Here is a 14,143-nt window from a genome sequence, read left to right as displayed (position 1 = left end):
GATCACCGGAAGCTTGGGGAGAGATAGTGTGCACGTATCCACCATGAGTTAGTGGATACGAGCATCCTTTGCTCCTACGGCGAATTCAAGATGGGTTCGCCGGACGCATACACATGAATCGCGCGCCATCGACGTCATCTCAACGTTCTGCCGCGCGGGCTCCTAGCCGCCCAATGAGCTCTGCTAGCGCGCCTTCTAGATGACCCCATGGCGAATACTCGTTCCTGCGGACTCACCACGCCCAGCAGCTTGTCAAGGTCTTGCACGCGAGCACCCGACTAGCCGACTGCGTCAGGAACTCGTCCCGTGGGTAGAGCAGCCAGTTGACTGTGGTCGAGCCGTAAGCACGCGGTGATCCCGTCTTGAACTGTCGGGTTGTGCCATGACGATGGTGTCCAACAAAGAATTCATCGAACGCCCAGTTGAGACCGAGCAGGGATTCGCAGATGGGTTGACGTCATTCCCTTGGAGCCTGGATCGCGCGCACAAAGGACTTCATGAGCCCATCTTCGTAGCCGCCGAGGCTATGCCGCGCATAGTCCTCGATGGCTTTGTGCACGTCGTCACGGACTACCGAGCGGCGCAGCACATCGTGTGACACATGCATCCATTCGACCAGTCCGATCATGATCCGCACGAATATGGGCACGTCATTGCGCGTCAATGAGAAGCTCTTTCGTATTCGTTCGAGTTGATTAACCACATCCTCCAGCGGCACGGTTGTCGATCTTTTCAAGACCAGCTGCTCAATAGCCGTTCCCTCAGCAATGTTTGTGAAGAGCTGGATCGCCAGCGACTGCCGCACGCCCGGCTCGGCTTCATCCCAGACGTGAGGCCACAGGCCCCACATTTCGCCCATGATGGCCTGCAATTCTTTGAGATCCGCGTCCGCTCCGCCCTGCGCGCCGGACAAAGCGTGCGCGCTGCTCAGTTCCCATACAACGAAGCGTTGCACCAGTCGCTCGGCGGCGAAGCGCGGATCCATGACGCCGGGATGGCCCTTCTCCCAGCGCCGCTCGGCATCCGCAAGTTCGATCTGCGCACGCTTGACATCCCCCGGAGTGCGCGCAAGATGCCGCAAGCAGATCGACCGGAAGTATGCCGCCTCATGACCGAGGATTTTGTCGTTCTGCGCATCGGCGATCCCCATGGCACGCCGGCACAGCGTCTGGGCGGCGTCCCAGTGGTTGCGCAGCGACAGCACGTAGGCTTGCACAATGCGAAGTTCGTACTGCTTCGACAAATTGGAGCCAGGCCAATCGAACGCGGCCGCCACCCGCCGCAACTTTCCCGATCGAGAGGATAGAGCCGAATAGAGTTTCTGCGTCCAGTCGCTAATGTCGTTGAAGCGAAACCATGCCGGCGCGCGCGCGACGCCCGAAAGGTGGATGTCCCCCGCGATCTCTTCGAGCACCTTCGAGAAATCGCCGTCGCCGTCGGCGATCAGGTAAAAGCCCGCCATCACCGAGAGACGGTCGATGTCTCCGATCGTCTCGGCGATCCTCCGCTTGAGGATTTCGTCGAGCTGCTGGTGGTTCGAGCGGATATAGCTAAGGATATGCTCGTTGTTCGGCTTGCGACTGTGGATGCCCTCGACGATGTTGCTATCGAGGAGGCCGTATTTCAGGCTGACCTCCTCAGCATAGCGTCCCAAGCGCTGGCTCAACTCCACGAGCGGTTGTGCCGAGCGTTCTTCGGCTGGGGCAACAGTATCCTCCGGGATTCGCGCACGCTCAACCAACCAATCCAGGTATACCCGCTCGGTTGGACACAACGCGAGGAGGACTTCATCAATCCATCCCGCGAGGTCCCCGGCGGGGATGCTCTCGAGCAGCCGTTTGGTCGAGAGGAAGTAACGCGGATCACGAACGAAATGCCGGCTGTTTCCGTGGGCCTCCTCGCGGTCGGCGATCAGCGAGAGCGCCTCATCGAAGGCGATGAGGTGGACCACACGCGTCGGTGCGATCCGGTCATTTAGCCATTCCAGGTAAGCCATTACGCGCGCATCACGCATCACTCGCGATCGCGAGCTCACGCGCTTGGCATCCCGCAGCGCAAAGTAAAAGTCCGCCTCGCGGCTTTCGATGCGCGCCCAGTCGCCGCGCTCGGGTTGCGGCAGGCTGTCGTCGCGGAGAACGTTTCTCAGGCGCTTGGAGCGCAGCAGAGCACGGTAGCGCTCGATCTCGCGCATAGGTCCCGGCGCTGCGATGTTGAATAGCGTGCTCACGATGGTCGGTGCCTGCTCGAGCAGCACCTTCATTACGTCCTCGGCCGGCTGATCGATGTGCGCGACCGCGGCGAGCGCCGCAGGCAATTCGGTCAATGCATGCTGGTCCGCTTTGCCAGCGATCGCCTGGACCACCTCGACCATCTCGGCGTCGTGCGGCGGGATGACTAGCAACGGCTGATCCTGCAAGGTGTAGAAGATGAAGTGCGATAGCGCACTCATGAAAGCCGCGAGCTTAGGCTCTTGACCGATGAAGAACAGGCTCGGCTTGTGCTTGTCCGGCGCGATGAAGAGCTGAAGCACACTAGTGTCGACGGCATAGAGGATTTCACATCCATCGCGGCGCAGCTGCGCGTCCGCGCTCGCGTGACGTACTAACAGGCGTAAGGCCGCGGCACCCGACAAGGTCGCCTGGCTCTCGCCCGCGCGCGCCTGGGCTGCGTGGCTCATTGGGCAATCTCCGCCCTGCGGGGAGCCATGCCAAACGCCTTCAGACCAGCCGGACGACGTCTCATGCCAAGAGCTCCACTAGTTCGGGATCCGCGTCACTCATCCGCTTCTCGTCAGAGATCGCGGTCAGCAGACGGATCTCCGCGACCTCGTCGTCCTCGGAAATCGGCAGCGACTCGCGCGCGCCGTCCGCGCGGACGATCTCGTACTCACCGTCCAGCTGCAGTTTCTCCAGCAGTCCCCGAAACAACCATTGGTTGTCCGTGGATGCAAGCGCCTTCCACTGTTCGGCAAAGACCGTCAGCGGCAAGACCGCGATCAGTTCCTCGTAGAGCCGGTCCATACGCGGAGACGCGGGGTCCAGCCTGCGAAACCGCTCGCGCAGGCGCGCGAGATGTGGCTCCAGTTGCGGATCATGCCGAGCTAACGCGACGAGCATGGTCGGCGCGTAGGCGTCCTTGAACCAGTGCGAGCCGCTCAGGTCTACGAGCGCGCGATGCACCTCACTGCTCGACTTCATGCCGGCGAGCGCCGCCAGTGCCCACGCGAAAGAATCGGGCGCACGCGGATTGGAGGTCGAGCCGAAGCGTTCGAAGCCCACCTGCTGCACGATGGCGCCGCAGGCTTCGGTGCAGTTCACTGCATTCGCGAGCCTAACCAAGACCTCGAACACGCGATAGCCCTCTTCTGTCGCCTCCAGGCTGTCAATCGCCAATCCAAGACCTACCCGGAAGTTCCTGCGCGCCCTCGGATCCAGCGCGTTGGCGACCTGATGCAACACGTCCCACTCGGGCATCGACGGGACGAAGAGGTAGTGCAGAGGCTTGAAGGGATAAGGCAAGGCACCAGGGTCGAGCGCTGCAGCCGTCTCGACGGCGAGCCATTGGCCGAACTCCTCCGGCGACCACCCCGCGACCTCGGCAACGTGCGAGCGGTTGATGACAATCATGCTCATCCGTCAGGTGCTCCTCCCGCTTTCGCGGCCCTGGGTGGCTTGCACAGGTTGGCGAGCTGGCGGCGCAGCTTGCCCATGTCGCGCTCGTGCCAGAGGCGCCTAACGAAGCGCTCGTCGTACTCCCGCGAGCCGACATCTTGTGTCTCCGGCTCGCCGCTCCGGATGGTGCACCCCAGGCAGGTCCAAGTGGCCCCCAACCCATGCAACCGCTGCGGCTTCGCAATGATCTCGACACCGCCATCGACAGGGCGATCGATCGGCTGCTGGCAATGCTTAGCTAGGTCCACCGCGCGTCCGAACCCGCGCGGCGTGCGGCGATCCGGGCGCTGGCGGAAACGTCGATGCGAGCCCGCAGCAGCGAATGTGGGGCGGAAGGATTCGGTGGCGCCCATCGCCGAAGCCGGAATGTCCACGCACATCAGCGCCAGGCCTGGGCCGTGGTGCACTAGGCCCAGTAGGTCCCGGACCTGGTCCGCATCCTGTGCGAGGTCGTCAGGGGTCAGCCACAGAGTCGCGCGACCAAACTCTCCGTCCGGACGCAGCACATCGCTCCGTCCACTGAGGCTGCACAGCGCGCGCATCTTCAGGCTCCCATCTGCCGTGCCGCAGGGGTCCGGGCTTAGTAAGTTCTCGGCTGCCACAACATCGTTCGTGAGCATGCCTAGGAAGTATTCATAACGGATGATGTTATGCAAGAGTACCCGACCCGGGCTCTTGGCGGTAACGACGGCGGCAGGTCCATGGAAGTAGTGGGTTTGCCACTCGTTCATGAGGAGGCCGATCAGCCCCGTGCAATGCGCGGGCCGATCGCGCTCGAACTGCTCGAGGGCTGTGCACAGCGCGGCGTGGATGAGCCTCCGGTCCACGAGCCGCGATCTCCCGCAGCGCACAATATTGCAGGCCACGATCTGGCCGAGAGGCTCGCTCACGAGAAGGCTGACAAAGGCGTCAATCGTCTTACGCGCGTCTCGCATCGCACGCGCCCCAATAAGTCAGATTTGTTTGGCCGCCGACGATGAGGTAGTGCCACGTGGTCGCATAGACATTGGGCTGGGCCCGGCTGGATACACCACGACCCACCGGTCGGCTAGCCAACGGCTGCACCTGCCCAGGGTTTTGCCGAAGAGTTCGCGCTCCCATTCGAGCTTGATCCGCGCGGCGGGCGTGTACTTGCCGATGCCGTGCGTGTAGCGTAGGACCCTCTCGTAGCGGTTCGCTGAGGCAGCAGCCCTGGCGGCGCTGTACGAAGTCCTTCCATGCAGGGGCGACGGCCTTCTTGGCGGGAGGCGAATGCATGACCATCAAACCCTCCAACAGCGCATTGCGGCATTACATGCTACTTGGCCGTCCGCACGCTTACAAGCTCGTCAGTGCGTCTGGGTCAGTCGCCAGCTCCACTGCTCCATCGCATTGTGGAGAAAACGCCGGTTGGGTGAACGTGGCAGTCGCGCGTTCTCCGCACGCAGCCGCGCCAGTTCCATCTGTTCAGGCGACACAGGCATGTCGCCAGCGCCCTTGAGCTGGCCCTTCTCGCTGAGCCGAACCCAGTTATCCAGCGTCTGCTTGGGCATGCCCAGCACCTTGGCCGTCACCGACGCCGCCTGCCCACCTTTGACCAGTCGCATCGCCTCCAGCTTAAATACCAGCGTGTACATGCCACGTGGCTGGCCGTCTTTTCTCTTGCTCATATCTCTTCTCTCCAATCACTGAATTTGACCATCAGCTATGGAGTACGTTTTTCGGGGGCAAGGTCAAAGCTCTTACCTTGGCGCTGCGGGACTTGACTCTTGGAGCGACACTCTCGCGCCCAAGGTTTGCAGACATCAAGGCGGTCTATTCGACGGACCCGGCCAGCATTCACACATGCACCATGCAGTTCCCCAACACGTGCGCAATACGAATGAGCGAAGCCTTGGAAAAGACAGTCCCAGGCATCATGCAAAAGTTTGCTGCGAGCGGTCTGAACCTATGCCCGCACGATTTCATGCGCGGAGCCGAGGATGTGGCCGTCGTGTTGCGCCGGGCCGATGTGTTTGGCAAATTTGACGCTGGATTCTCCAATCCTGGTTCAGCGCCTGCTCGTCTTAGCGGGGAGACGGGGATAGTCGCGTACATCAATATTCCAAGTTTCCCAGGGCAAGGACACATTGACCTATGGGACGGAAGTGCACCGGTCCGATCGGCCTATTGGGACGCAGATCCAATCTGGTTCTGGAAGCTGAGTTGAGCCGTAGAGCAGAGAACGGCGCATCGGCAACTTGCAAAGCTAATCCACTGGAGTCACACGCTGCAAAGGTCTTGGAACCGGGTCCCCTCAAGTTAAAGAAGACGCATTCAATTGATGAGTCGGGGAGTCTCCGCTATCCGCTTGTGGTGTCACTCCCTGGAGCACGCTTGTGATGGGAGAGTTGGTTGAACGGGCGGAAGTCGGAGTCAACGGTATCTTCTTCCGGCAGATAGGTCTGCCCGTTGCGGTCGCACTTGACCACGAACGCGCCGAGCCGGCCCCTTTCGTCCGCGGGCCGCAACAACGACCACACGAAAGTCGCTGTCCTGTGTATGAGCCCTGCACGGAAGTCGGCCCGCGCGTTCGGCACGTCGACGCGCCACGGCAGCGGCGACTGCGCGTAGAGCGGAAGCGACAAGGCTGTTCCATCCGGCGTCAGCGGATCCGTGGTGCGCAGCAGGGCGGCGTAGAGGGCCGGAGGTGGCTCGACGACGGGTTCGTCGGTCAGCGTCAGGCGCAAGGTCAAGTTCTGGTTTCGGAGATCAAATTTGACCGTCTCCCACATCCCGCTTTTTCCGATTTTCGAGGCGTCCAGGACTTCGACCTCCATGACCGCGTCGGCTCCTTCCGCGACGCCATCCCCTTCGCCCGCTGCCTTGCGCGCAGCCAACTCCAGCACATCTCCGGCGGCCAGCTGCGCCGTGCTGCCATCCACTTCCACCAGCGTCGCCAGAGCGAGTTCATACACCTCTGCTAGCGTTACCCGAGTCTTGGATGGCTTCGCTCCCTGCGTTCGCGGCGCGAGATACAGCTCTCGCCGCTCTCCGGCGCGCGGCTGCACGTGGATGTCCAGGACCAGCGGAGCTTTGAGCGGGTCGCTTTGCTTCTCGAACTTGATGTCCCCAGCCCCGGGTGGCAGCAACTGCGCCACGGTTGTCGGCAAACGCTTTTCGTACCGCAGGTCCGCCATGAAAGTGACGGTGGCGCGCCGGTTCACGCGGCCCCTGTCCGCCGACAACACGAACATCATGTCGCCCCGTCCCGCCGGGAGCGCCGGGTGCGGTGGCGCAGGCGGTGGCGGTTCAGGTGGCAATGCGATGCGCAGCGCATCCTCCACGGGTTGCGAAGCGAGGCCGGCATCGTATGCAGGGTCCATGAAGAGGACAGTGGCCGGCTCTAGCGGCATCGCGCCGCGCTCGCGCGTCACGGGGAAGAGCGGCATGCGCAATGTGACAGGCGCGCGGTCCTTGCCATGCGGGATGGACTGTTCCACACCTAGCGCGTACTTCGATTGCGGCTTTTCCTTGGGCAGATGCGCCCGAACCCGAGGATGAAGCGTGAATTGCACTTCGACCGTCGCAGGCCCCGGGCCGGCATTGCGGATGGCGGCGAGCACGTTCGTCGCAGGCGCCGGCCCTTCCGTCGCATCGGTCGGGTCGCGCATGTCCAGCACCAGGGCAACTTGGCCGCTGCGGGGCTTCTCGGTGCCGACCGGCGGAACCGGTCCCGATTCGAATTCGCGGACATGCAGGCTCAAGAACGGAAACTCCGTGCCGTTCACGATCATCGATGCGGTGGCCAGCACCTGCCCGTTCGCGAAGTCCGCACCCAGGACGAAGCCGAGCAGGTACAAAGCGAGGTCCGCCTGGTCGCCCAGCTCCAGCACGTCGACTTCCACCGCGAAATCGAGTGTGCCGTCCCAGGGATCCGAAATCACGCCGCAACTGCGTGGGCACGCGACAAAGTTCATGGTCCATGACGCATCGCCTTTGTAGTCGTCGGTGTCCACGACGGCCCACTCCGTTTTTCCGCGCACCAAGTCGGCTGAACCCAGTACCGCCCGATTGTTGACGCCCGGCTGCAGCGGCGATACGCAGGGCCTGCGGTGCACCGCTGGTTCCTTGTCGTCGCGGTTCTCCGGCAATATCCCCGGCCGGGGCGTGCGCTCCGTGCGCGCGTGTGAGGAACTCGACTGCGCAGGTTCGCCGAAGCGCGGGAATGCGGTGTCAAAAACATAGGCTTTGTCGTCCTTGTTGGTAGCGGCGATCTCCAGACGCAGCCGTCGCGCGATGAGCACGCCGGCCCGGTCCGAGATCGACGTGGTAGTTGCCTGCTCGGGAACGACGCCTTGCCACAACGCGGCGCCTTCCGGCTTTTCCAGAGCGTCTTCAACCGGCTTCTTCGCGGGCCCCACGGCGCGAGCCAGGGCGCTGTTGACTTCCGATCCCACCGGGACCCGCGTTCGCGCGCTGCCTGGATCGAGCCAGCCGATCGGCGTGGACACTGCCCTGGATTGCAGCGGCAGGTAGACCGGCACTCGTTGCTGCGTGAGCCACACGGCGTGCCCGCCGCCTGTCCTGCGCTGGGCCTGTGCAGGCCACGCGGCCATACGGCCCATCCCAGCGATGCCGCTCACCGGGTCTCTCACGGCGCCGGTCCACCCTTCCTCAGCGCCGGCCATGAGCATGCTCGTGTCGGGCGACAGCATGTAGCCGCGTGCCACGTCCGCATGACGCAGTACCGGAAGGCGGCGCTCGCGCGGGCTCAGTTGCCGCTGAGGCAGTCGAATGGCTGTGTGCTTGCCCGACCCGTCGCGGACCAGCGCGAAGCGCGGCCGTTTGTGCAACTCCGATGCGATTGCCGCGACACGGCCATCCGCGCCTTCCGTATCGTCCAGACTGCGCGTGAGCCAAGCGGCGTGCGTGAGGTCATCGCCGACGATCATCAGCAGGCCCGCAGGATGCGGCGGCAGCGGACTGCTGGACGTCTGGCCATGCGACGTTCGCAGGACGGCCGCCGCGCCCTGCCGATAGGCTTTTCCGGGGCTGCCCGTGAGCGACACGCGCGAGAGCACCGACAGCGAGGCTAGCTCAGACACAGCCGCCCTTTCTGCACGTCTCGCGCGGGCGTGCTGGATGGCACGCGCGATCGAGACGCTCGCCGCGATGAAGTACGGCGTGCCTTGGAGCTTCCCTTTGCCGTCCAGGTCTACCGGAAAGCACTGCTCCACCAGGATGGCATTGAAGAGCCGCTCCGGCCGCGGGTCGGTCGCAGGAGACCTGCGCGTACCTGCATCGATGGCCTGCAGCACGTCCAGCTGCGCCGCCGTCACTGGTGCCATCGCGTTGCGCCATGGCGCCACCACTTCCTGCGCTGCTACTCCATCGGCCCAGGCGACCTTGACCAGAGCGCTGGCGTTCTGGCGGATCGGCGGTTCAGTACCCGTCACGCGCAGTGACCCTTCAAGCGCCACGAGCGCAGGCAGGCGCAGGAGCGGTGCAGCGTCGTCGCCGGGAACCGTGACCAGACCCGCGAAGCCACCCGCGAAGACGAGGTCTTTCCCGTCGTTGTGTCCGTCGCTCCCATAAAACGCTTCGCGGAACAAGGCGCCACTGAATCCCTGCAGGACGGTGCCAAGTCCGCCGCGTCCTGGCCAAGCCATGCCGGGATCGTGCGCGCCCGAGTCGCCCGTCATATACCGGGCCGCGAAGGTGCTGGATGCCTGTAGATCCGCGGCGGGGCCGCCGCGCGGCCACGGCGGTGCGAACACGCGCATCGGCGCGAGCACGAGCGTATCCACCGAAGAGAAAGAAAGCATCTCGACAGGCTTCCCGCCTCGCGCCGGCGTGCCAAAGATGGTGTGCCGGGCCAGTGCCGACACGCTCCACACCGCTTCGGTTCGCTCCCCCAGGTCCGCCGCGGTGCCAAAGGACATCTCATGGCCGCGCAGCAGCCAGGTCACTTCATGGCGGTGCCAAATGGAGTGGTCGAACTGCACCGGCGTGATGGTGCTTGCCACCGGCGGCATCGGGATGTCGCTCCCGGTGTTTAGGTCGACACCGGGCCACGCGATCGCACTGGTTCCAGTCACGTCGCCGTTCAGGATGAGCCGGCCCTGCCAGCCCTCTTCCGCTCCCTCGCCGCGCAATCCGTTGCCTGCTTCGAAACGGATCGACCCGAGATGAAGGGTGTGTCCGACGTTCTCGCCTTCATGCCACACGACGCTGCCCGAAAGGCTGCCGCTCGCGACCGCGGCCCGTTCATTCATGAAGGGAGCGATGGCGGCCACGAGCCCGAGTTCGAAAGATCCGCCGTCGGGAAAGCCCGGCAGCAGCGCCCTGAGCCTTTCGGGGCCTGACTGGCTGGTCACCGCGAAAGCGCGAGGGCCGGCACGGAATTTCGCGGGGGCGGTCGTGCCGAGCACGCTCGCCTTGCAACCCGGTTGCAGCTCCGCGGGCCAGTTGGTGCCGGACGACGTGTCCATGCCCCATTGCTCCACCGTTTTTACCGATACTGGCGCCGGCGCCGGCCCCTGCCCCTGCCGTGCCTCACCGGGGGCAATGTGCACGGCGTGGGCAAACCGGAACTCCGGCATGTTGCCTACTCGCAAGCGGCCTTGTTGCACGGCGAGCCATCCGGTGGCCGGATTCAGATTCGCCCAGTCGAAGAGCATTGCCGCGCCATCGCGGCTGGGCGTCACACCCGTGAGCAGGACACGTGAACCCACGAAGGTGAACCCGAGCGCCACAGCGGAAAGCGTAAGTTCGCGCTTGGTCTTGTCCCACCCGACCTGGGCTACCGTCAATTCGAGACCGGCTTCCCTCGCAGCAAAACCGGATTCCCTCTCGGCCTCATCGGCATTGCCGCCCGACAGCCATATCGGGAAGTTGAGGCTGCTGCCGCCGGACAGCGCGATGTCGTCTATGACGAGCTCCTGGCCTTGCCGCACCAGCTTCACCTCGACGAGGTTGCCGCCGTCATTCACATCCTCCTTGCGGGGTCCGAGGAACAACTCGGCCAGCAGCGTTGCTGAGAGCGGTACCGTGGTCGCGGGCTTACCGCCAATCATCTCGACAACCAGCGCATCCAGCCTCAGGGGCCGCATGCGCAGGCCGAAGAAGCCAAAAGTGTCGTCGCCCATCTCGAAGCCGTTGTCGTCGCCCGTGGCCATGAGGCGCCACTCCACACCACGCATCTCGAGCTGGCTATCCTGCCAGGCCGCGGCGCTGATGCTGCCCGCTTCAGCGATGTAGTTGCCGTCTGCGTCGAGCGGCAAGTCCTTGAACCAGAGTGCGAGGGATGCTTCGCCCGCGGCGACGAGAACCGGAGCGCGCACGCTGAATAGACCGCGGATTTTGGAGCCGGCTGCATGCGATGAAATCGCCCGCCACCGCGACCGGCCCCCATCCAGCGACAACTGCGGCGACGCGCCGACCCGGCGCGCATCGTGAAGGAAGTGACCCTCAAGGAACGAGCCGGGGCTATAGCCGAGGACCTCCATGTGTTCCTCCGCGGCCTCCTGCTCGGGCTTGAGCGAGCCGTCGGCCTTCACGCTGAAGCGCCCACTGAAGCCCATGAGGGCGCGATTGCCGCTCCACGTTTCGCCGCCAATGGACATCGTCCCGTAGGGAAGCCGCGACGCCGCGGCCGGCGCGGTGAAGCCGAGCGCGCTCAGATCCCATTTGAGGTGGCCCACGAGCGAATTCACGACGGCGGAGTCGATCTCGCCCTCATCCTTGAAACCCGAAAGGTAGCTGTGCGCCACGCGCGAGAGCTGCAGGAGCCTTTGCTGCTCACCCCAGAACGTCGCCAGGGCCTCCCAGTCCAGAGCCGTGACGGCAGGCTGCGCGAGTTGCTCTGCCTGGTCCTCCGGTGACTGCATACTCGCGGGAAGAGTTGCCGTCGCGAAGGCCTCGTCATTCACCGGCAGGTCGAACCGCGGCGCCGCGATGATGGCCCACTTCTCGTCGCCGCCTGCTAGCGGGACGACTTCATAGCCCGGCACGCCGAACGCGGCCCATGCAAGCCGGCAGCGCTGCGACTCGTCCGCAGGTTCGGGCGATGTACTGTTCACGTCCTTGGAGAGCGCGTACGTCCAGCCCGGCCCCATGTGCGGCAGAGACTCGCCTGCGTTCCAGAGCAGGTCAGCCAGCGGCTTGAGCGCGCCGTTCGCGGGCCCTGTGGCAATGAACGGCACGAGGTCGCGGCTCTCCAGGGGGCGCACTGCGGATCGCGCGGAACGGGTGAGCGGCATGAGCGCGGCCAGCGGCATGTAGAGGTGGCGCTGCCACCGCACGACCGGAGCGTCCGTCGGCTTGTTCAAAGCCATCGACAGCGCCAGTTCCTTTCGCGCGACCTTGCCCGGTTCCACGCTCAACGCGAGGCGCTTGACGCCGATTTCGACGTAGCTCTCGTTCGGGTCCCTCGCCTCCTTGTCGCGGCGATCGAGCGGCACGTCGATGAATGCGCCCGGACCCGCGCCCATGCGCGGGATGGCTTCGAGCGCATCCGGTCGGTCCGAGGAGAACCAGAGCAGCCCGCGCATGGACAGCTCGGGGTTGTCCGCCAAGGCCTTGCCGTTCTGGGGCATCACCGCTGTCGTGTGCTGCACGCCATCCTCACCGACGACCGTGCGAACACCGATCTCGACGGCTACTCGCAGCCGCTGCGCGCCCTCGACGGTGATTTGCCACGGCGCTTCGCTCACCATTCGCTCGGGCAGTGCTTCAAAGGCGGAATAGATCGGCGGCAGCTGGCCCGCGTGACCGAAGCGCAGGAAGCCGCTAAGGATGTTTTCCTGCGGCGCCGCGAGCAGGCTGAGGTCCGCTGCGTCCTTCGTCGGGTCGTAGGGAGGCAGATTGGGCACCTGCACCTGCAGCCAGCCATCGCGCAGCGGAACGAACGCCGGCAGCATGCGCTCCTTGTCTGGCAACTCGCCGTCCTCCCGCAGGATGGGGTCTGCCAAGCCATACGCGCCGCGCAGTTCCGATGCGAGCCGCTGCGCGTTGTGCGCGCAGTCGTAGCGGCCCAGGGGCAGCGACAGCGCAACGTTCGCTTTGTCGCCCGTCGCTTCGATGTCCCACTGCGACACGGCCGCCTTGGCCGGTTCAGGGCTGCTCCAGGCCAGGATGAGCGAGTCAGCCGCGTTGGCCACCGCCCATTGGGCGAACTGCGGGTCCACAGCGCCATCGCGGAACATCGCGGCTTTCATCGCGTCCCGCGTGCCGAGCCGGAAGTAACCGCCGCCGACGTTCACGACGCCATCGACACTGCCAGTTGTCGCAGGACTGAGCAGGTCGACTCGCACGGAGCGGGCAGGCACTTCGACCGGCACCTTCGCGAAGTTCGCCTTGATCTTCGGGCCCGGCGTCGTGTTGTTGCCTTGGGCGTAGTCGGTCGAATCGGGAAGTGCGCCCGCGAGCGCCGGGATGCGCCATCTGAAGGCGGGCACCGATGCCACATCGGCAGCGACACGGAAGCCCTGCAGGCTCTCTTCCGTACCGGACACGGGCATGGCATCGGCCCATGCCTCGCGCCAAGGCTCCAGCAAGTCCGCTTCGGCGGTGCGTCCGACCAGCAGCGTGAGCACCAGCGCATCGTTGTCGATGCCGATGTGAAACCAGCCTTCGAGCTCGCCTCGACCCAGGAAATTCACCGAAGTGCGCAGCTCGATGCCGTCGGGCACGAGGCGCACGGGGTACCTCGTGATCTGCAAGGGTCGCGCGGGCGGCGGCGCCTTGGGCTCGAGGTCACCGAGCCATGGCAATGCGCCGTGCGCGACCGCGAGCGACACCGCGCCCGCAAGAAGACCGAAGGGCGGCAACTTGATCGCTTCATCATCCTTTTGCGGCCACGCCTCTCCCGCAGCGAGCACCGGCTCGGCAATGACGTGCTGGAACTGCGCGTCTACGCGCTGGCCCATGCCCTGCGAGGGCGGGGTGTCGCCCGGCGGCACGCGCAACGTGTACCAGTAGGGCGGCATGTCCTTGTCCGGGGACCCATTGCCTCTCCAGCGCAATTGCGAGAACAATTTGCGCACTCGCTGCTGGCCCTGCGAGCCGGGTCCCGCGAGCCTCAGCGATTCCGAGGCGGCCTCGAGCCAGAGATAGAGCGGCGGGTCGTGGGGCGTATCGCCGCGATACTTTTCGAAGTTCCTTGGGTAGCCGCGGCCCACGAAGAAGGGGTCGTGGTACTTGCCGTGGAGCCGCCCGAACCCCGGCTCGTAAGCCACCTTCCCATGCCCGGCCAGCACATGCATGGACACCACATGTGGCCTGCGGAACAGCTCGTCGGGGCTGCCGTGATTCGTGAGCGGGTCAGTCTGCAGCGTGCGCAGCGGGAAGATGCGGTCTTCCAGCTGGTTCGCAGCCGCGACCCGGTCCGCTTCGCCGGCCAGCTTCTTGAGCTTGGGCGCGGACACCTGGACTTCCCACAGTGGAGTGCCATCGGGCCATTGCGGTCCGCAGAGTGCGACGTATCGTAGTGCTTCGTATGCCATGTCTGC

Annotated in this window: 5 protein-coding genes and 1 pseudogene; 1 reads left to right on the top strand and 5 read right to left on the bottom strand. The window is 64.7% G+C overall.

Annotated features, from left to right (window positions below):
- Positions 1–457 precede the first annotated feature (457 nt).
- From WKW79_RS34570 to WKW79_RS34555, 4 genes and pseudogenes are all read right to left on the bottom strand, one after another.
- Entirely contained in the window at positions 458–2,677 is a 2,220-nt protein-coding gene (locus WKW79_RS34570) for a hypothetical protein (protein ID WP_340339760.1), read from the bottom strand.
- Positions 2,678–2,738: 61 nt separating this feature from the next.
- Positions 2,739–3,632, bottom strand: coding sequence for a hypothetical protein (locus WKW79_RS34565; protein WP_340339759.1), 894 nt, complete (start codon positions 3,630–3,632; stop codon positions 2,739–2,741).
- Positions 3,629–4,561 (bottom strand): hypothetical protein, encoded by a 933-nt coding sequence (locus WKW79_RS34560; RefSeq protein WP_340339758.1) that lies wholly within the window; start codon positions 4,559–4,561, stop codon positions 3,629–3,631. The genes WKW79_RS34565 and WKW79_RS34560 overlap by 4 nt, the downstream gene beginning before the upstream one ends.
- Positions 4,562–5,074: 513 nt before the next feature.
- Positions 5,075–5,320: pseudogene (locus WKW79_RS34555) on the bottom strand (transposase); the annotation flags it as partial.
- Positions 5,321–5,502: 182 nt separating this feature from the next.
- On the opposite strand from WKW79_RS34555, the gene WKW79_RS37140 reads away from it, so the two are divergent.
- Positions 5,503–5,859 carry a T6SS effector amidase Tae4 family protein gene (locus tag WKW79_RS37140; protein WP_422824024.1) on the top strand — a complete coding sequence of 119 codons (357 nt, stop codon included), beginning with the start codon at positions 5,503–5,505 and terminating at the stop codon, positions 5,857–5,859.
- 133 nt (positions 5,860–5,992) lie between these two features.
- Here the strand turns inward: WKW79_RS37140 and WKW79_RS34550 are convergent, their stop codons facing one another.
- Complete coding sequence (locus tag WKW79_RS34550; protein WP_340339757.1) at positions 5,993–14,137, bottom strand: hypothetical protein; 8,145 nt, start codon at positions 14,135–14,137, stop codon at positions 5,993–5,995.
- Positions 14,138–14,143: the final 6 nt, after the last annotated feature.

Origin of the sequence: Variovorax robiniae, assembly GCF_037889955.1 — a bacterium.
Lineage (GTDB): Bacteria > Pseudomonadota > Gammaproteobacteria > Burkholderiales > Burkholderiaceae_C > Variovorax > Variovorax robiniae.
This window is presented reverse-complemented; position numbering and strand designations above follow the sequence as displayed.